The 21145-nt window shown below is 36.5% G+C and carries 15 protein-coding genes; 11 read left to right on the top strand and 4 right to left on the bottom strand.

Going from position 1 to position 21145, the window contains the following annotated elements; all coding sequences use genetic code 11:
- The first annotated feature begins 12 nt into the window (after positions 1-12).
- From ACPWSR_RS03225 to ACPWSR_RS03215, 3 genes are all read left to right on the top strand, one after another.
- The gene (locus ACPWSR_RS03225; protein ID WP_426350264.1) at positions 13-960 is read left to right on the top strand and encodes a hypothetical protein; all 948 of its coding nucleotides are present in this window, start codon (positions 13-15) and stop codon (positions 958-960) included.
- Between the two features lie 204 nt (positions 961-1164).
- Positions 1165-1887: an ABC transporter ATP-binding protein gene (locus ACPWSR_RS03220; RefSeq protein WP_426350263.1), complete on the top strand. Its 723-nt coding sequence runs from the start codon at positions 1165-1167 to the stop codon at positions 1885-1887.
- A complete protein-coding gene (locus ACPWSR_RS03215) occupies positions 1884-3476 on the top strand; it encodes a hypothetical protein (protein WP_426350262.1) in 1593 nt (530 codons plus the stop codon). Before ACPWSR_RS03220 ends, ACPWSR_RS03215 begins: the two co-directional genes overlap by 4 nt.
- A gap of 110 nt (positions 3477-3586) precedes the next feature.
- On the opposite strand, the gene ACPWSR_RS03210 is transcribed toward ACPWSR_RS03215, so the two are convergent.
- Positions 3587-4702, bottom strand: a complete 1116-nt coding sequence (locus tag ACPWSR_RS03210; protein WP_426350261.1) for a hypothetical protein — start codon at positions 4700-4702, stop codon at positions 3587-3589.
- Positions 4703-5024: 322 nt separating this feature from the next.
- Here ACPWSR_RS03210 and ACPWSR_RS03205 point away from each other — a divergent pair, with 322 nt between their 5' ends.
- From ACPWSR_RS03205 to ACPWSR_RS03195, 3 genes are all read left to right on the top strand, one after another.
- Positions 5025-6341 carry a WYL domain-containing protein gene (locus ACPWSR_RS03205; RefSeq protein ID WP_426350260.1) on the top strand — a complete coding sequence of 439 codons (1317 nt, stop codon included), beginning with the start codon at positions 5025-5027 and terminating at the stop codon, positions 6339-6341.
- Positions 6328-7233 carry a WYL domain-containing protein gene (locus ACPWSR_RS03200; RefSeq protein WP_426350259.1) on the top strand — a complete coding sequence of 302 codons (906 nt, stop codon included), beginning with the start codon at positions 6328-6330 and terminating at the stop codon, positions 7231-7233. Before ACPWSR_RS03205 ends, ACPWSR_RS03200 begins: the two co-directional genes overlap by 14 nt.
- A gap of 490 nt (positions 7234-7723) precedes the next feature.
- Positions 7724-8815, top strand: coding sequence for a slipin family protein (locus ACPWSR_RS03195; RefSeq protein WP_426350258.1), 1092 nt, complete (start codon positions 7724-7726; stop codon positions 8813-8815).
- A gap of 197 nt (positions 8816-9012) precedes the next feature.
- On the opposite strand, the gene ACPWSR_RS03190 is transcribed toward ACPWSR_RS03195, so the two are convergent.
- Positions 9013-9786 carry an HAD-IIA family hydrolase gene (locus tag ACPWSR_RS03190; protein WP_426350257.1) on the bottom strand — a complete coding sequence of 258 codons (774 nt, stop codon included), beginning with the start codon at positions 9784-9786 and terminating at the stop codon, positions 9013-9015.
- Between the two features lie 187 nt (positions 9787-9973).
- On the opposite strand from ACPWSR_RS03190, the gene ACPWSR_RS03185 reads away from it, so the two are divergent.
- A complete protein-coding gene (locus ACPWSR_RS03185) occupies positions 9974-12658 on the top strand; it encodes an ATP-binding protein (RefSeq protein ID WP_426350256.1) in 2685 nt (894 codons plus the stop codon).
- A gap of 215 nt (positions 12659-12873) precedes the next feature.
- On the opposite strand, the gene ACPWSR_RS03180 is transcribed toward ACPWSR_RS03185, so the two are convergent.
- Positions 12874-13575, bottom strand: a complete 702-nt coding sequence (locus ACPWSR_RS03180) for an ABC transporter ATP-binding protein (RefSeq protein ID WP_426350255.1) — start codon at positions 13573-13575, stop codon at positions 12874-12876.
- Positions 13568-14725, bottom strand: coding sequence for an ABC transporter permease (locus ACPWSR_RS03175; RefSeq protein ID WP_426350254.1), 1158 nt, complete (start codon positions 14723-14725; stop codon positions 13568-13570). Before ACPWSR_RS03175 ends, ACPWSR_RS03180 begins: the two co-directional genes overlap by 8 nt.
- 308 nt (positions 14726-15033) lie before the next feature.
- Here ACPWSR_RS03175 and ACPWSR_RS03170 point away from each other — a divergent pair, with 308 nt between their 5' ends.
- From ACPWSR_RS03170 to ACPWSR_RS03155, 4 genes are all read left to right on the top strand, one after another.
- On the top strand, positions 15034-15915 hold the full coding sequence (locus ACPWSR_RS03170; RefSeq protein ID WP_426350253.1) for a cobalamin-dependent protein: 882 nt from the start codon (positions 15034-15036) through the stop codon (positions 15913-15915).
- 102 nt (positions 15916-16017) lie between these two features.
- Complete coding sequence (locus ACPWSR_RS03165; RefSeq protein ID WP_426350252.1) at positions 16018-19266, top strand: SNF2 helicase associated domain-containing protein; 3249 nt, start codon at positions 16018-16020, stop codon at positions 19264-19266.
- A 56-nt stretch (positions 19267-19322) separates the two neighbouring features.
- Positions 19323-19994, top strand: coding sequence for a response regulator transcription factor (locus ACPWSR_RS03160; protein WP_426350251.1), 672 nt, complete (start codon positions 19323-19325; stop codon positions 19992-19994).
- Between the two features lie 112 nt (positions 19995-20106).
- Entirely contained in the window at positions 20107-21096 is a 990-nt protein-coding gene (locus tag ACPWSR_RS03155) for a sensor histidine kinase (RefSeq protein WP_426350250.1), read from the top strand.
- Positions 21097-21145: the final 49 nt, after the last annotated feature.

The raw sequence follows: 21145 nt of genomic DNA, 5'->3' as shown, positions 1-21145 counted from the left end.
AGGAGGGAAACTATGTACAAGAAGACAGGCTTCTTTTTATCGATTATTCTTATATTAGCTTTATTTACAGGTTGTGCAGGAGGAATTTCAGCAGGTAAAGGTCCAGAAAAACCTCCGGAGATTAGTATAAAAGCCGAGGGGGTATCTCTTCCCTGGGTGGTTGGACTTAATGTATGGGATGGAGCAATGTATAAACGGGAGGATACCTTTAAAGATTTCTTTAATAAAAAGCATGAAATAATAGAATTAAAGGAAGGAACTGAAATTACCATTGATTTTAAGGGATATAAGCCTGACGAAGTCACAGTAGAAGATAATATTCTTAAAGATAACGGAGATCTGTTCTTGGAAGGGGCTGAACCTAAAACTATTAAAGATATTACTTGGAAAGGGGATAAAATGACCTTTGTCCTCGAGGAAGATTCTGAAACTCCTTCTGAAGTAGTTATTAATGGTTATATTATTAGAGGCTTTAGAATTAAATGCACCTGGGGAAAGAATGAATGTGAGTATGCCATTGTAGTAAAGACTAAGGACCAGATATTGAGTTCAGATGCTCAAGGCTATTATCAGGTTTTCCTGGAGCTCATGGATGAGGATACTGGCCTTCAAGGGGATATTAAGTATATTGCATTAGATTATAAGAATGCCCTCACAGAGAATAAAAAAATCCTTGAAAAGCTCATGGAGGAATACTGCATTGCTAATGGCTATGAGCTGCTCCTTGATGATTATGAAGGTCTTACGGAAAAAGGCTATATAAATAAGCAGGAGCTATATTTTCCTGATGGAATTATAATATCCTTCGAGGACGAGAAACTGCAAGAGGATAAGCTAATAACCAATGCTAGAAAGTGGAGAAGTGGAAAAGGAGCAATTGGTGCAACCTACACAGCAATCAAAGAAAATGGAGTATGGAAAGTAGACGAGGCTGCAACCAGGGGGCAGTGGATAAGCTAGCATTGATCTGTTAGCTTTTGCTCAATAGAGAATAATACTATATAACCAGCTAATAAAAATACAATAGAAAGGCTTAGCTATGGCTTAAAGGCTCTGGCTAGGCTTTTTATATTTGCTGCTATCGTCATAAAAAATTTAATATCATTATTTTCTGTGCTTATACATATATACATAATGATATAAAGATAGATATTAGAGGGATATATGCTTGAGGTTATCGGTGTTAGTAAAAGCTATGGGAGAAATAAGGTTCTAAAGAATGTAAGCTTTAAAATTTTTCCTGGGGAGCTTCTCTTTTTACTAGGAAAGAATGGAGCAGGGAAGACAACTCTATTGAATATAATCTCCTCCATACATTCTATGACCAAGGGGGAGGTTTTAATAAATGGCTTTAGCATCAAAGATAGGCCTATAGAGGCTAAAAGGAGTCTAGGATATATAGTTGATGATATTAAGGCTTTTGAATTTTTGACAGGTGGAGAATTTTTGGAGTTTATCGCTTCCGTTTATAAGCTAGAAAATAAAGATAGAATTATTAAAAGGTATGTGACTCTTTTTCAAATGGATGACTGTCTAAATCAGCTGATTTCTACCTATTCTTCAGGGATGAAGAAAAAGATAATGATAATTTCCTGTCTTATTCGTAATCCCCCTGTCCTCATTATGGATGAGCCTACCAATGGTCTTGATATAGGCTCACATCTAGTGCTTTTTAACGAAATAAGAAGTCTTGCAAGTAAAAAAACAATTCTCATCGCAACCCACGACCGATTTATTATTGAAGGATTAATAGCTATGGGCATTAAGAGCAGGATTGCCATCATAAAGGATGGGAGGATTGCAGCGTTAGATACCCTGGATAATCTTAAGAGAAGATATCATAAGAGATCCGTTGCAGAAGTGTTTTTGGAGGTTTATAAGCTATGAAAAATAGTATTAGCGTTCTAGTACATCATGAATATAAGAAAAGAGGCCAAGGGAAAATATTTTTAGTAATTAACCTAGGCTTTTTAATTTTTACTACTTATCAGACAGTGGTGGTTGCCCCGATAGTAAATGAAGCAGATATACTTTACAACTATGTTTCTAACGTAGTTTATCAATTATTTGCTGCAATGGTATTTTTCATGAGCTTTACCTCTGCAAAGACTATTATGGATATTAAGAGATATAGCTATTTATTATCCTTCCCTTTAAAGGAGTTGGACATATTTACAGCCATAAAGCTTAATAATAGCAAGAATCTTTTTGTTACAGTTCTAGTAATACTCCTTCCATTATCATGGATATTGCTCCGCTTTAAAATATCAATATTTAGATTTTCATTCTTTGTGCTAAGTATCATAGTTCTTGCCTTTATATGCTATGCCCTAACTGATTTAATCATATTAATAGCCTATGTAATTCTTCCAGTAAAATCGCTTTTATATGTAGTAGTAGCAATTATGGCAGCACCTATGTGGGTTATACAGAATAATGCAGACTCTATTAAAGCTATTAATTTTTATAGTAATAATGAGGGGTATATTTATATTATTGATAAGATATTTCCTTATTGTAGATTCCTATTAGTAAACCTATTTAATAATCCAGGGACACTTTATATATCATTGACAGCATTCATCAGCATAGCCTTTGGCTTCTTATTAATCAAATTCAATCAAGCCTTACTGCAGGTTGCATTCTTCAAAATAATAGAGAAGGAGGATAATAAAAGGTCTACTTATTCTAAGATTAGTGTTGATGAAATAAAGCCACGACCAGTATTAATAGCATATTTTTTAAAGGAATATAGATTTATAATGAGGGAGAATAAGAAGGTATTATTCGATATTATGGCAATTTTAGCTGTATTAATTGCCTTTTTCGGAATGCTTTTCTTCACACCTTTTATTTCTGAGATATTATTAAAAGTTATGAATATCCCTCCTACTGATGCCAATTCGGAAAAAATCATTTGGTTTTTAATAAATTGGTCAATTGTTGTACTTTCATTATTTGTAAGCTTAGGAAGCTTTAACTTGAATATCTTTAGAATTCGATTAGGTAAAGAAACTCTTCCCTTTGAGAAATATATTCAGCTTAGCAATAAGCCTTTAATGTACTCTATCCTAATAATGAGGATAATAGGATCAGTGACACTGTTTAGTATTATAATGATAATTTTATTTTTTGCTGGAATATATAATAAGGAAACTTTTCTGGTAATTCCCCTAGCCCTTGTAAATATAGCTTCTATTGCAATCCTTGATTTAATACTGGATATAGTTATTCCAAATATAAAGAATAAAGGTATTGTTTATATGTCTTTAGATGTTTTAAAGATAGCTGTTTGCATCCTATGTAGGATATTTTATTTATCAATACTTATGATAGTATGCTATCTTGTCCTTAGGTTTATGGTTAATAATATATTTATTCCAGCTATATTTATAAGCAGCTTGTTTTTATCGTTAATGGTATTTGTTCTGAATTCAGACTTTGTGGACAGGCATTATAAAAGAATAGGTTGTTAAGATACTACTTTGTCCATGCGAACACTTTCTCACTTCTATGGTGACATTCACATTACAATATACAACAACACATTACACCATACGACAAACAAAAACCTTCTAAGGTGAAATCACCTTAGAAGGTTTTTTGCAAGTTTTTTTAAGAAAGGATTGCTTAAGTAGTAAGTGATGTCATTATAGCTAGTGATAGTTATGTTCTTGAGGTTTTCTTTGACAGCCCTTTGAACCTTTAGGTATTCATCATAGGCAGCATCTCCTTTTAGAGGTGGCTCAAGGACAGTTTTCTTAGCATCTAGCTCCTGTATTAAAGCCAGCAAAACATGCTTTCTTAAAACTGTTAGGAGAGACTCCTCTATCCAGTAGCTGTATTGGATACTTGGGTTTTCTATGGCCTTCATTTTTAGATATAGCTCAAAGCCGTCACCAGCATCACGCCATATGTCTACGAAGGCGAAATCGTAGTGTTCTTTGGTGGTATCATAGTCAAAGGCATCACAGTTGATTATTTTTACCTTCTCTTTATGGGAAAATTGAGGGAGTATATAAGTTTCAAATAGATCTATGACAGCCTTATCCCTTTCTATTACTGTTATGCTTTCTACATTCTCCTTTTCAGACACCATATAGGCATAGTAGCCAAGGCCTAGGCCGTAGGTGATTACCTTGCCAAAGGCTTTGTCTATGGCTTCTTGAGAGCTTTCTAGCTCGCTGGGGGTTATGGTCATCCATTCATTGTTATTTTCTAAAACAGCAGGGAAGGAAAAACTTTCGCTGAAGAATCCTAATCTGGGAATTTCTCTAAAGCTCTCATCCACATATACATCATCATAAAGAAAGGCTTCATAAGGCTGAAAGGTTTCTTCTTTTAGCTCCCAGGTCCCTACCTTTTTATTTGGTATTTTTATGTTTTTGTAGTAAGGATTATTTAAATATTTAGCTGTGTCTAGCTTTTTTATAGAAGGACGGATATACCTTCTAGCTATCTCTCTATGATTTTCATACTTTTCTATGTCAAAGCCACAGGCTGCCAAAAATAAATAATAGTAGGCCTCCTCCTCTCTAAAGTAACCATCACCATTAAAATCTTCAATAAGCTCTTTGGTTATATGCTTTGAATGGTTGATTATGTATTCTGCATACATTGAGATGATATCCTCATTGGTTATTCTAATATTAGAAAGGGACATAAGCTTTTTTATGTCTTCTTTATTTAATTTAATATTCATTAATGGTTCTTCTCCTATTCTATCAGGTAACATTTTCAATAATATTATCACCTATATTATAAGCTTCTATAAAGTATAGCATATTATTTCTTAGTTCATAATAGCCTTATTTCAATAGATTACATAATAGGATAGTATAGCTTTTCTGCACAGGAAATCACCAAAGTTGGTAAAACAATTATGCCCAGAGCTTACCCATCTTACGCTAAAGTTTTGTCTTTGTGGTCAATGATTATAAAGTATAATAGAAGTATATGATTGATTTTTAGTTAAGAAAAATAATGATTTTATTCTCTAGTTTATGAAAAAGAGAGGTGGAGAAATGGCATATACGGAATTAATCAAGAGCTTTGAACGAATTCGTAATTATATGAGGGAATTCTACGTTTATGGCTTTAAAAGCAGAGAGGAGCTTGCAATGAAGAGTGCTCGTTCCTATGATAATGAGCGTAGAAGGATTGAAAGCTATATTGGTGACTATATGGCCTTTCGACAGACACCCTCCGGTAAAAATATTTTCATTTCTATAGATAGTAGGACCACAACTCATAATCCTCTTTATAAAGCTTTAAAAGCAAAGAGCTTTACTGATGGAGATATAACCTTTCATTTTATTATCTTTGACATACTACACAGTCCCAATATCACCCTGTCCTTAAATGAAATCATTGAAAGAATTGACAATGAGTATTTAGCATGCTTTAGAGAGCCTATGATTTTTGATAAATCCACTGTTAGGAAAAAGCTGAAGGAATATGAGGAGCTTGGACTGATAACAAGTAATAAAGAAGGAAGATTGATGACCTACAGACGGACAAACTGTTTTCTGGATAGCTTGTCCCAAGGATTTAAGCTAGAGCCGTCTGCTCCATCTAAAGAAGAAAATAATAGCAACCTAATTGATGCCATTAATTATTTTTCAGAGGTTTCTCTCTGTGGGATAATAGGTAGTTATATTTTAGGTAAGCTTCCTGAAGGAGAGACACCTTTTTCCTTTAAGCATCATTACATAACTCAGGCTCTGGAGTCAGAAGCCTTATATAAGCTGCTATTAGCTATCAGTGATAGAAGATCTATTACTCTTGTAAATTACCGTAGAGGTGGAAGCAAAAATAAGGATTGCTGCCTTATTCCTCTGAAGATATTTATAAGTGTTCAAAGTGGAAGGCGATATCTAATTGGCTATCATATAAAAGACAATAACATCAGAGCCTATAGACTGGATTATATAACGGAAGTAAAGCTTGGAGAGGCTATAGAAGAAAAAAGCTTTATGGAGCTCAGAGAGTTGCTTCAGGAGAGGCAGAAGCATATGTGGGGAGTTAGCTCTTTGAAGAATAATAAGCTGGAGAAGGTGGAGTTCACTATTTATATAAGTGAAAAGGAAGGACACATATACAGGAGAATAGAGAGAGAAAAACGCTGCGGCAAGCTAGAATGGGTAGATGCTAATCATCTGAAGTTTACCTGTGAGGTTTATGACAGTAACGAGATGCTTCCATGGATTCGCACCTTTATCTGCAGAATTACCTCCATAAGCTTTTCAAATAAATTAATTGAAGCTAAGTTTAAAAGTGATTTAGAGAAAATGTACAGTATTTATGGTTTAGGTGGTGAGGGAAATAGTGATATTTCATGAGATTTATAGCTGTTATTATAATGCAGTAGCAAAAATAATAGCCTTAGGAGTTAAGGGAGAGCTGACAGAAAAGGCTATGAAGGAAATAATTGAGGATAATGCCTTTAGAGAAAGCTTTCTAAACATTATTCCAGCCCTTAAGAATCAACAGTGGCAGCTTATCACAGAGGATTTTAAAACTCCTATGAAGAAGCCTCCTAGCCAGCCCTTAAGCCTCTTAGAAAAAAGGTGGCTTAAAGCCATAACCCTAGATCCCAGGATAAGGCTTTTTAATATTTCTCTTCCGGGACTTGAGGAGGTGAAGCCTCTTTTCACCCCTGAGGACTATGTAGTCTTTGATAAATACACCGATGGTGATGACTATGGTGATGAAGGCTATATAAAAATTTTTCAAACCCTCATAAAGGGAATAAAGGAGAGGCGAAGGGTAAAAATAAGTTATTTAACAGCTAAAGGGAAGGGAATGGAGTTTTATTGCAAACCCTGCTCTCTAGAATACTCTGAGAAGGATGATAAATTTAGGTTGACTACCTCAGGCTGCCGCTATATTAATGTTATTAATATAAGTAACATAAATAAATGCACACTTTTAGAAGGTTATGGAGATAAAGTGCCTCCTAAAAAAGCTCCAATAAAGAAAGCTCTAATTCTTGAATTGTTTGACGGAAGAAATGCCCTGGAAAGGGCAATGCTCCACTTTGCTCACTTTGATAAGGAAGCAGAAAAATTAGAGGGTAATAAATATAGAGTGAAAATTAATTATGATAAGGCCGATGAGATAGAGCTTGTGATAAGGGTTTTATCCTTTGGTCCCATGATAAAAGTACTAGAACCAGAGGGGTTTATTAGCTTAATAAAAGAAAGATTGCTCATGCAAAAAAAGTTGCGATAATTTTAGTTCGCAACTTTTTTTCCGTGATAAGGGAGAGGGGATTTTCTAAAATATAATTACAGAAAGCTTTTTGCTGGTGTATTAAAATTTACACGGCGGTGTGCTAGGTGTACCAAAGCGTATTCCAAAGCTTGGTCTGTACATGGTATAGCAATATGCTATGGGGTTCGACTCCCCGTTAGAATTTGAAGCGTAGGACTTCAAAGAACCTTTTACCCCTGCCACGGGTAGGATATTTGTGCTAAGAGCACAGCAAACAGAAGGATAGAAGTAAAAAAATCACCCGGTTATCATGCTTTGTCTATTTTCTTTGAGAAGATGGAAAAGCGTGATGACAATGGTTAAAAGGCCCTGTCGATAGAAGGATACCGTTTATAGCTTGTATCAGCCAGGTTAAAGTCTTCGCTGATACCAGAGGTAAACTTAATTCTTTCGCCGCCTGCGCCATGGGTGCTATCCTAAAAAATATTAAACCAGGAGGTTATTCTATATGAAGATAATAATTAATGAAAATCAAAGAGGACTTCTGTTTAAAAAGGGCAAATTCATAAAAATGCTGGAGGCTGGAAGCTATTATACCTTTGGCAGCAGAGAGATTAAAATAATGGAGCTTGATGAGCCTGTGACAACTGTAGATTGTTCACTAGATACTCTCCTAAAGAATGAAAGCTTTGCAGAGAATACACAGGTTGTAGAGGTAGGAGATGAGGAGCTTGCCCTACATTTTGTAAATGGAAAGTTCTCCAAGGCCTTAAAGGCAGGAAGGTATTGCTTTTGGTCCGTTTATGATAAGCATGAATTTAAGCTAATAAGCATTAAGGATCCTGAGGTTTCTGAGGATATCCCAAGATATATATTTGGAAAAATACTCCCTTATCTTTATACAAGGGTAGATGTGGAGGAGTATCAGGTGGGACGACTCTATTATGATAATAAGCTTATAAAATTTTTAGGTGCTGGCACCTACTATTTTTGGAATGGTGGAACAAAGGTGACCGTAGGCATTACTGACATGCGAATGACTAAAATGGATATTGCAGGACAGGAGATTCTCACAAAGGATAAGGTAACCTTAAGAGTTAATTTTGTATGCAGCTATAAAATAACTGATCATGTGAAGGTGCTGACAGAAATTGATAACTATAAGGAGCAGCTTCACCTGGCAGCGCAGCTGGTTATCCGTGAGTACGTAGGGAAATTCCGCATTGATGAAATCCTGGAAAACAAAGAGGAGATATCTTCTGATATATTTAAAAGACTTAAGGAGAAAGGCGCAGAGCTGTATTTAGATGTTGTTGATGCAGGGATAAAGGACATAATACTTCCAGGAGAAATTCGAGAGATTATGAACACTGTGCTCATAGCAGAAAAGAAGGCACAAGCTAATGTAATAACCCGCCGTGAGGAGGTGGCATCTACTCGCTCGCTACTAAATACCGCTAAGCTTATGGATGAAAACAAGACCCTCTACAAGCTTAAGGAGCTGGAGTACTTAGAAAAAATCTGTGAGAATGTAGGTAATATTTCTGTATCGGGAGGAAATCTTCTGGGTGAGCTTAAAGAACTGATTAGGGCAACCTAAGTCTAGCTATAAGCTACTGAAAGCTAGTAAAGCTATAGCAATATTAACTTAATAAAATGATAATAAGCCTGAATCATTACTGCGGATTCAGGCTTATAAAGTTAGGAGAATATTATGAAAAAATATTACCCAATGCTTTGTAATTATACATAGGTATTATAAGGTTTATAACTTCAAAGCAGGGGAGTAAATAGTTTCTATCCAGGTATTTCCCCAACACCATTAGCAATCACTCTTGGGCTGTAAGGATATTGTTCTACTAAGGACCTTGTACTTACTCCTGAAAGTACAAGGACTGTATCCAGACCACTTTCGATTCCAGCAATAATGTCTGTATCCATTCTATCACCGATTATAGCTGCATCCTCTGAATGAACACCGAGCATCTTAAGGCCAGTCCTCATCATTAGGGGATTGGGTTTACCAACGTAATATGCAATTTTTCCGGTGGCAAGTTCAATAGGAGCTATTAATGCCCTACAGGCTGGGATGATTCCGTTTTCAGATGGACCGGTTAAATCGGTATTAGTACCTATAAGTTTAGCACCGTTTAATACGTGTCTTACAGCCTGACAGATACTATCATAATTATAGTTGCTGGTTTCTCCTACAATAACATAGTCAGGATCCACTGGATTTATGGTGATTCCTGCATCGTACAAGGCATTATATAAGCCGGGTTCCCCAATGACATAGGCACTGCAGCCTGGGCTTTGGGAGCTTAAAAATTTTGCCGTAGCTAGTGCGCTAGTGTAGAAGTGGCTTGAATCCACCTCAAGTCCCATACGATTTAGCTTGTGCTGCAGCTCCACAGGTGAATAGCGGCTGCTGTTTGTAAGGAATAGAAATTTTTTATTCTCCTTATAAAGCCAATCTACGAATTCTTTAACCCCAGGAAGAATCATATCTCCATGATAAATAACTCCATCCATATCACAAAGAAATCCTAATTTTTGTCTAATAGTTTCCATATATCACCCTCCTTATTACTAATAAAACCAATCACAAAATAAATATGTTCAAATAGATTATATCAAATTAATTGAATTAAATGAATATTACGTGGTGCTTTAAGAATTATTTTCTCCAGTATGAATATCCCAATTATATTGATATAATAATTACAAATTGCAGAATATGAAAGTGAAGGTAATTTTTATGAAGTTAAATCCTTATGAGATTTTAGAGGAAATTGAAGAGGAAGATAAGCGGAATAAAAGGGGAAATCTAAAGATATTTTTTGGTTATGCTGCAGGGGTAGGGAAGACTTATGCTATGCTGGAGGCTGCCCATAAGGCTAAGGAAGCCGGAGTTGATGTGGTTATAGGTTATGTTGAACCTCATACAAGACCAGATACTCTTGAGCTTCTAGAGGGGTTAGAGGTAATGCCGACTCTTAGCACTGAGCATAAGGGGACTAGTTTAAAAGAATTTAACCTAGATGAAGCGCTGAAGAGAAGGCCGGATCTGATTATTGTAGACGAGCTAGCTCATACGGTTTATAAAGGTGGACGTCATGTAAAGAGATATCAAGATATTGAGGAGCTGTTGAAGGCAGGAATAGATGTTTATACCACGGTAAATGTACAGCATATTGAGAGCCTAAATGATACCGTTGCTGCTGTTACAGGGGTTATAGTTAGAGAAAGAATACCTGACCGTATTTTTGATAATGCAGAACAGGTAGAGCTTGTGGATATTGAGCCTAGAGAGCTTATTGAAAGATTGAATTCTGGTAAGGTAGATAAGATGGCTCAGGTGGAAAGGGCTTTAAATAATTTTTTCTCTATGGAGAACCTCACGGCCCTTAGAGAAATAGCCTTAAGACGCTGTGCCGATAGAATAAATTTATTGACTGAAAGGTCAATGAGGATACAAGGTAATAGAAGTCATGGAGATGAACATATTTTGGTGTGCCTTTCACCTTCTCCCTCCAATGGGAAGATAATAAGAACGGCAGCGAGAATGGCTACAGCTTATAAAGGAAGGTTTACAGCTTTATTGGTTGAAACTCCGGAGTTTTCTTCCTTGAGTGAAGATAGCAAAAAGCATCTAAGGGAAAACCTAAGATTAGCAGAGCAGCTGGGAGCAGCTATCGAAGCAGTTTATGGTGATGATATTGCCTTTCAGATTTCAGAGTTTGCTAGACTTTCAGGAGCTACCAAGGTGGTAATGGGAAGAGATGATGGAAAGAGAAGAGGCTTCCTTGCCAAGCCATCTATCATGGAAAGGCTCCTGGAGATAGCACCTAATCTTGATATACACATAATTCCTGTAAGTAATGCAGTGAAGTATAGAATACAGAGGTCTAAGGGGATTAAGGATTGCTTTAATTTATGGGATTCTCTCATAAGCTTGTTTATGGTAATGGTAGCTACTATAATCGGAGAAATGTTTCAATATATAGGACTGGATAATGATAATATTATTACAGTTTATATTCTGGGAGTTTTAATTGTGTCTATATTAACCTCTCATAGACTTTACTGTTATATCACTTCTATTATCAGTGTATTGGCCTTTAATTTCTTTTTTATCATACCCAAATACTCTTTAGATACCTATGATAATGGATATATAATAACATTTTTTATAATGCTGATTGCAGCGCTAATATCTAGCTCTCTTACTATGAAGATTAAACAGCATGCAAAAAGGTCTGCTGAGACAGCCTATAGAACACAGATATTGTTTGAAACCAATCAGCTTTTATCTCAGGAACAGAACCATATTGGAATTATTTCCGTTACCGCTAACCATCTGGTAAAGCTTTTGGGAAGAACAATAGTATTTTATGATATGTCTAATGATATTCTTAGGGAGCCTCTTGTGTTTAATTCTGAAGAGGATGATAAGAAGATAGAGTATATTACAAAAAATGAAAGGGCTGTAGCTGCCTGGGTGGCAAAAAACAACAAAAGGGCAGGAGCAAGTACTAATACCTTAGGAGATTCTAAATGCTTATACCTTGCGGTGAGGAGCAATGAAGAGGTCTTTGGTGTAGTGGGGATAGTTATAGACAATAACCCATTAGATAGCTTTGAAAACAGTATAGTTTTATCCATTTTAGGAGAATGTGCCTTAGCACTAAAAAATGAGAAAACTCTCAATGAAAGAGAAGAGGCGGCAATAATGGCTAAAAATGAATTGATGAGAGCCAACCTTCTCCGTTCTATCTCCCATGATTTGAGGACTCCACTTACTTCTATATCAGGGAATGCTGCAATGCTCATGGACAATGAGGATGCTGTAGATATCAAGAAGAGAAGGAAGATGTATTCCGATATCTATGAGGAATCCCTATGGCTTATAAATCTTGTGGAAAATATACTTTCTGTAACTCAAATCGAAAATGGATCCATGAATCTTAATACAAGCTCGGAGCTCATGGAAGAGATTGTAGAAGAGGCCCTAAAGCATATAAATAAAAGGCGGGGAGACCATAAGATAATCGTTACCTTAGATGATAGCTATCCAATGGTAGAGGTAGACGCAAAGCTTATTGTTCAGGTAATTATCAATATTTTAGACAACGGAATTAAATATACCCCTAAGGAATCAGAAATAACCATCTTGATTAAAAGACTTGATAATAAGGTACTTGTGGAGATAGGAGATAATGGACCAGGAATACCTGATGAAAGTAAGGAGAGAATTTTTGAAATGTTCTATAGCCTTAATAATAATATCTCTGATAGCAGAAGAAGCCTGGGCCTGGGTCTTGCTTTATGCAAGTCTATAATAACAGCTCATGGAGGAGAAATCACAGTTCGGGATAATTATCCCAAGGGAACTATCTTTGCCTTTACTCTTCCTTTAAAGGAAGTTAGCTTGTATGAATAAACTATTCATTTTGAACCTCCTGATAACATAGGTTGTTCAGTTATATAGGTTATAGTATGCTAAAGCTTCAACCAAGGACAGGCCTTGCTTGAAGCTTTAATGTCATACTCCCCTCTCTCAATTCATAGCCCATAACTACCCTATATCTTGGTCCTTATCTCTTAGCTCTTACTCCTTAACTCTTAGCTCTTACTTATTACTTCTTAGTTCATTCCTTACACAGCACTATTCACCGCTCTCAAGGGCTCAGCAATTCTTCCATCCTTGATTTCTATGATTCTATCAGCCTTTTTTGCTATTTTGTTATCATGGGTTATGATTACAAAGGTGGTTCCTAAGTCCTCGTTGATATCTCTTAAAAGCTCATAGATATTGTCTGAGGAGGAGGAGTCTAAATTTCCTGTAGGCTCATCGGCTAGGACAAGCATCGGGTTATTTATTAGGGCTCTTGCTATAGCAGTTCTCTGCTGCTGACCTCCAGACATCTTTGTGGATTTGTTATTTTTTACTTTAGAGAGTCCAACCATATCCATAAGCTCATGTGCCTTTTCTATAACCTCCTTGGGTGGGTTAGGATTCTTGATCCTGTAGGGAAGGAGGACATTTTCCAGGGCTGTAAATTCAGGGAGAAGATGATGGAACTGAAATATGAAGCCTATAGTTTCATTACGAAGCTCCGCCAGCTGGTTTTTATTCATAGTGTCAGCTCTTTTTCCATTTATGATAAGCTCTCCTTCTGTAGGCTTGTCAAGAGTTCCAATGATGTTTAATAGTGTGCTCTTACCACTGCCGGAGGCTCCAATTATAGAGTTGAAGCTTCCTTTTTTTAGAGTGAGATTTATATCCTTTAATACATGAGTTTTCATGGTGCTTCCATAGATTTTGTTTATGTTTTTTAATTCTAAGATATTAGCCATTCTGTATCACCTCTATTGGATTTAATTTTGAAGAACGTCTTGCGGGAATCAGGGAGGCAATAACTGCTGAAGCTAATGCTATTAAAGCAGATATGCCTATGAAGCCATAATCTATATAAAGTTCTATGATGGGGGTACCATCAGGGTTTAAAGCAAATTTGGTAAATAGGAAGCTTAATAGTAAACCAAGGCCTATGCCTAAGATAGTTCCTATTACTCCTAATAAAAAGCCTTCCATTAAAAATATGAGACTTGCACTCCTATCCTTTATTCCCATAGCCTTTAATATTCCTAGCTGCTTTGATTTTTGCATTACCGTTATTGCAAGGACACTAGCAATTCCCAGGACCACAGATATTAGTACAAAAGCCTGTATCATAATGCTGGAGATATTCTGACCGTTGAGACCGCTAAGGAGGCTTTCATTTTCAGCCTTCCAGTTAGTTATTTCTAGTCCTTCAGGTAGTGAAGCTTGTAAATTTTTTGCTATCTCATCGGAGGCAAATTCCTCTGTAAGCTGCATCTCTATGGAGGTTACTCCATCATCGTAGTTAAATAAGCTTTGACTGGTTGGTAGGGTAGATATAAGCCAGGATTCGTTTAGGGAGGCAACCTTCAAATCATAAAAGCCTGTTATCTTTAGATTTTTAACCTCACCACTGTTTGTGTAAAGCTCAATTTCATCTCCTAGGTCAGCTCCTAAGCTTTCCTGCAGCTCTTTTCCTATGATAATTTCGTTATCACCCTGTGGAAGGTTTCCTTCATAAAGCTTTTCTGAAAAACTATAAAGATTATCGGAAGAAATTTCATCCATTCCTCTCACGAGTACAGAGTAGCTTTCATCCTCCTGACGAAGAAGAGCTGCACCTTCTGCCGTGGTATTGAGATTTATTATTCTTTCATCCTCAGCGCTAACCTTCTCTAGAAGCTCTTGATAATTTTCTATTGGCTCTCCTTTTTTTTCTGAGGTTATTGTTATGTGAGGGGAGCTTCCTATGGTTTTATCTAAAAGGCTCAGCTGAAGTCCTGAGATTAGTGAGCCTATGAATATCTGTACAGAAACTCCTACGGCTATGCCTAAGGCTATGAGTATTGTCTGTGCTCTGCTGGAGATTAAAAATCTAAAAGCAATTTTAAAGGGTAGTTTCATTTTGTATATCCTCCTATTTCTTTGAGTTTTATTTTGAGATTCTATTGTATCTAGAGATAAAATATCAACATTCCATCCATATATAAGTTTTTATTGTTCGGTATGAGCTTTGGTAGCTTCCTGACATTTTGCTCTATGGGAAATTAGTTTAAGCTTTTAAATATTATTATTTAATAGTTTTTATCTTTTGTATTTACTCTATAATAATCCACACCTGGAGATGAAACAATAAATATTCAGTAAAATACTGAAAAAAATACCACGATATGTGATATAATAATTACCATATAATAGTAGGAGGTATTGCCGTGGATACATTATCTCTAAGATTGAAAAAGTTAAGGCTGGATAAGGGATATACACAAAAAAAGCTTGCTGATCAGCTGGGTGTAAAGCAGACAGCCATAGCAAACTATGAAAAGGCTCTAAGGGTTCCGGACATTGATATGCTGGTTAAAATAGCAGATATGTTTCAGGTTTCCCTAGACTTTTTGTATGGTAGAGAAAATCCAGAAAGCTTTGAGGATTATTATCGTAAGGATATAGATACAGAGACAGCTAATAAGGAAGAGCTTCATAAGATTTATTTAGAGCATTTATTAAAGGGAGATAAGCTATCCGCCAGGGAGCTGGTATTACAGCTTCAAGAGGAAGGGATGGATATATCAACAATATATTTAGAGGTACTGGAAAAGGCTCTTGTAGAAACAGGAACCCGATGGGAAAAGGGGACCTTAGAGGTATGGGAGGAGCATTTTATATCTGAAACAACCCTTGACTTAATGAGAGAGGTTAAGCTTAAAGAGAATAAGGCAAGAATATTTAAGGGAAGCGTATTGACCTTGACCCCTGGTGCAGAGCTTCATAGCATAGGAGTAAAGATGATTTCAGATGTTCTGGAGCTTAAAGGCTATAGGGTTTATTATCTTGGCTGTAATATTCCTATGAATAGTCTTCTAAAGGCAATTGAGGATAAAAAGCCAAAATATCTGGCTCTTTCAGTGACCATGGCTTATCATATGGATTCTGCAAAATATCTAATTGATGGTGTTAAGAGGGCGCTTAAAAATAAGAGGCCAATTATTATAATAGGAGGAGCTGCCTTTAGAGAGGGAGGAAATCCCTGTAGAGAAACAGGAGCGGATTTCTATGGAGGAAGTCTTCTAGATATATTGACCTTTGTTAAGTAATAATCTTAAGAGTGGTTTGATTAAGAAAACCTCTGATATGGTATAATTACCATAGACTAAAAGTAAGAATTCTGCACTCTGCCAGCTATGGAGGTAATAAATTTGTACTTAGATATAGATACAGTGAAGGATTGGTTAAACAATCTTGATTATAAAAAGGCTTTAAAATATTATAATGAGGGTTATGTTGAGACCCTATCTGTCTTTTCTGAGGATAGTATATGGAAGGAAGACAATAATGTTGATAGAATCAGCGGAAATGTTATCTCCTTTAATGGCTTTAATACTTATAATGTTAATGTTAGGATGGATAATAAAGGACGCCGCCTTAGTGCTAACTGCAGCTGTGAGGAGAAAAAGTCCAATAGCCCCTGCTCTCATATAGGAGCTGTTTTATTGAAATATATTAATGAAAATCAAGGTGCTATTATAGCTGAGAAGCAGTCAAAGGAAATCGATGCTCTCATAAATAATCTTAAAAATGCTGCACAGGATAATAATGAATATAAAAGAGAAGTGGATTTAGAGTTTAAGCTTTTTGACGATACAAATACCTATAGACCTTCTCTAGAGCTTAAGATTGGTACAGGGAAGCTTTATGTTGTGAAGAGTCTAAAGAAGTTTTTGAGTTCTCTTTCTAAGGAGGAGCCCATTGAGTTTGGCAAGAATTTTGTCCTTGAACCATCTCTTCATAAATTTAGCGCCACTGATGATGGAATAATACGGATGCTTTTAGAGCTGTGGGAGGTGGAGGAGGAGATAGAGCTTCCCTACGGAAGGTCTGCAGTATATCATACCTCTATATTTTCTGGAAAGAAGCTTCTACTTACTGATAAGCTTCTCTATAGATTTTTGTCCCTTGCCAGTGGAAGAACTATAACTGCTGAGATTGGGGGAATAGAATATTCCGATGTTAAAATACTCCTGGAGGATTTGCCTGTGAGCTTTAAGCTGTCTATGGAGCATGAAGCCATAGAGCTTCTTCAACAGGGGAAGCTGCCTCATCCTATTGATAATAGCAGAAAGAGCTTCTTTTACCAGGGAAGCATATATATACCCAGTGAAAAGCAGCTGAAGATTTATGACCCTATCTTGTCTCTACTTCAGAGGAAAAAGGATAATAAGCTATTGATTCAAAAGTCAGAAGGAGATATGGTGGCATCCTACCTGCTTCCAATGGTTAAAAAGGCTGCCAAGGAAGTAACCTTAGATGAAAGCATAAGAGAAGCTTTTTATGAAGGTGACCTTTTGATAAGCACATATCTTGATAAAAAGGGAGATTTCGTTACTGCCAGCCTTAAGTTTAAATATGATGATATAGAAATTGATCCTCTCATTAAGGAAAGCTCTTCCCATAGAGAAAAAATATTAATCAGAGATATTGAAAGAGAAGAAAACTGCCAGAAGATTTTAGAAAGCTTTGGCTTTAAGAAGGATAAGGAGATATATCTCATGACAAGAGAAGGGGATATTGCAGCCTTTATCCATGAAGGAATTGAAAGCTTACAGGAGCTCAGCGAGGTATATTATTCTGAAAGCTTTAAAAATATAAGGATATATGGAAAGTCCAGCCTTATGGGAGGAATCAGATTAAATAAAGAAAACCTCTTAGAATTCACCTTTGATCTAGAGGGAATAGATAGAAGCGAGCTTGTGAATATTTTTTCTGCCATAAGAGAAAAGAAAAAGTATTATAGGCTTAAGAAGGGTGGCTTTGTAGCCTTAGAGGAGCAGGGAATTAAGGACCTTAAAGAGGTTGTAGATTATTTAGGGGTTAATGATAAGGAGCTATTAAAGGATAATATTCTTCTTTCTAAATATAATGCACTATATCTTGACCAAAAAATAAAGGATAGTGACATGGACTTTGTGGTAAGAAGCAAGGATTTTAGAGAGCTTACCAACAGCTTTAAGGATGTAAAAGACATGGATTACTATATTCCAGAGCATCTTTACAAGGTTATGAGAAATTATCAAAGAATAGGCTTTAAATGGCTTAAAACCTTAGCTCATTATGGCTTTGGAGGAATACTAGCCGATGAAATGGGCCTTGGAAAAACCCTTCAGACCATTGCTTTTTTGGCCACGGAAAAAGGCGAGAAGCCTTCTCTGGTAATAGCCCCAACCTCCCTCTTGTATAACTGGGAGGGAGAAATCGAAAAGTTTGCTCCAGAGCTTAAGGTTCTAGTGCTCTCCGGCTCCAAAAAGCAAAGAGAGGAGCTCATGGAGGAGGTTTCTAAAAGCGATGTGGTTATTACTTCCTACCCACTTATAAGAAGAGATGTGGAGGAGTATAAAAACATAGACTTTAAATACTGCATCCTGGATGAAGCCCAGCAGATTAAAAATGCAGCATCAATTAATGCGGCTTCAGTAAAGTCTATTAAGGCAGAAGGATATTTTGCCCTTACAGGAACCCCCATGGAAAACTCTCTCTCAGAGCTATGGTCAATCTTTGATTTTATAATGCCTGGATATCTACTTAACCATGGTAAATTCACCAAGCTTTATGAAACGCCTATAGTGAAAAATCAGGATAAAAAAGCATTAGAGGAGCTGAATAGACATATAAAGCCCTTCATTCTAAGAAGGCTTAAAAAGGATGTTCTTAAGGAGCTTCCACCAAAGATTGAGCACAGCCTTATAGTGGATATGACGGAGGAGCAGAAGAAGCTATATGCAGCCTACCTTGATTCAGCTCGTAGTGAAATCAATGAGGAGATTAAAGACAAGGGATTTAATAAAAGTAAGATCAAGATATTTTCTGTACTCACAAGGCTCAGACAGATCTGCTGCGACCCTTCTGTATTCATAGAAAATTATCAGGGAGACAGCGGGAAGCTCCTGGCCCTTTATGACCTCCTTGAGGATAGTATAGAGGAAGGCCATAAGATATTATTATTTTCTCAATTCACCTCAGTGCTTAAGAATATAGGCTCCTATTTAGATGAAAAGGGTCTTGAATATCTATATTTAGACGGAAATACCAAAAGTGAGGATAGAGCATCACTTGTTAAGGAGTTTAATAACGGCAGCTCCAAGATATTTTTAATATCCCTAAAGGCTGGAGGCACAGGCCTTAACCTCACAGGAGCCGATACGGTCATACACTTCGACCCCTGGTGGAATCCAGCAGTAGAGGACCAGGCCACAGACAGAGCTCACCGTATAGGACAGGAGAAAACCGTAGAAGTTATCAAGCTCTTAGCTAAGGGCACCATAGAAGAAAAAATCTTCAAGCTCCAAGAGGAGAAAAAGAAGATAATCAAGGATGTAATTAATGAAGAGCTGAAGGAAGCTGGCGCCTTAGCACAGCTGACTCAGGAGGATTTGGTTGGATTGTTTCAGTAAGGATGAACCATAAAATAAATGGTAAATAGTGATTTTATTTATGAGGGGGGTAGCTATTGTATAGAGTTTTGATTATTGAGGATGATAGAGTAATAGCAGAGGCTATTAAGAAGCATATTGAAGGATGGGGCTATGAGGCTAGAGCTACAGAAAATTTTCAAGAGGTGCTCTCAGAGTTTTCATCCTTTGAGCCTCATCTGGTTCTTGTTGATGTGATGCTGCCCTTTTATAATGGCTTTTATTGGTGTGGAGAAATTAGAAAGGTATCCAAGGTGCCAATAATATTCATTTCTTCAGCCTCGGATAACATGAACATAGTAATGGCGGTAAATATGGGAGGAGATGATTTCATTACAAAGCCCTTCGATTTAAATGTACTCATGGCCAAGATGCAGGCAATCCTCCGGCGCACCTATGACTTCGGAGGGAATGGAGCAGAGCTCAGGCATAGGGGAGCGGTGCTAAATAAAGACGATGCTACTTTAACCTATAAGGATCAAAGATTAGAGCTTACAAAGAATGATTATAAAATTTTATATATTTTAATGGAAAACAAGGGGAGGATTATAAGCCGTGATACCCTTATGAACAGGCTTTGGGAAACTGATTACTACGTGGATGAAAATACCCTATCCGTTAATGTTACAAGACTTAGGAAAAAGCTTGATAGCTTGGGACTTATAGATTTTATAACTACCAAGAAGGGTATGGGATATATTATTGAGTAAGCTGAGACAGATATACCTATCTAATAGGATGTGAAAGTTATCTTTTGATAATTAGCTTATCTCCTTGATGATATTAATTATTCGATTATTCTTTTGTGAAGGTGGTTGTAACGTGTCAAAATTATTAAAGGAATATGTAAGAATGAGAATTAAAGGGGTTATCCTCTTTGTTATCTTCTCTGCAATATTTTCTGTGGTATTTTATCTATATCAGCTTCCATTAACGGCTGTAGGATATGGAGTTATAATCTGTCTTCTAGTAGGGCTTATTTTTATTCTATGGGACTTTAGAGATTTTATCAAAAGACATAATGAGCTTGAGAGAGCACAGAAGGAAGTTAGCTTATACCTAGATAGTCTGCCTAGAGGAAGGAATCTTATTGAGGAGGACTATAGGAAGCTTGTGAATAATCTCTTTGAAGATAAGAGAGCTTCAGAAGAGGAAAAAGAGGAAAGATATAGAGAAATGATAGATTATTACACTCTTTGGGCTCACCAGATAAAGACCCCAATAGCCGCTATGAGACTTATCCTTCAGGGAGAAGAGAAGGAAGAGAGTAGGGAGCTATTATCAGAGCTATTTAAGATTGAGCAGTATGTTGAGATGGTTCTCTGCTATCTCAGACTTGATAGTGATAATTCTGATTTTGTAATCAAAGAGCAGGCTCTAGACCCAATAATTAGGCAGGCTATCAGAAGGTATGCTCCACAATTTATAAGAAAAAAACTCACTGTGGAATATGAAGGAACTGATGCCAGGGTAATCACCGATGAAAAGTGGCTGTTATTTGTATTGGAGCAGGTACTTTCAAATGCTATCAAGTACACTAATAAAGGAAGAATAAGAGTTTACATGATGGACAAAATCCTGGTAGTTGAGGATACAGGGATAGGCATAAAGGAAGAGGATATTCCTAGAATTTTCGAAAAGGGATTTACAGGCTATAACGGAAGAAGCTATAAAAAGGCCACAGGGATTGGTCTATACTTATCCAAAAGAATATGCAAAAAGCTATCACATAAAATATCCGTAGAGTCTAAGCTAAGCATGGGCACTAGAATTTTTATTGATTTAAGCTCTATGTCCTTAGAGGTGGAATGATATAAATTTTTACAATAAATATAAACAATCTGTCAAAATATTTGTGGAA

The sequence above is a fragment of the Alloiococcus sp. CFN-8 genome (genome assembly GCF_049943125.1).
GTDB lineage: Bacteria > Bacillota > Clostridia > Clostridiales > Clostridiaceae > JAEXZL01.
Note: the sequence above shows the minus strand (reverse complement) of the source record. Positions and strands in the feature narration are given on the sequence as shown.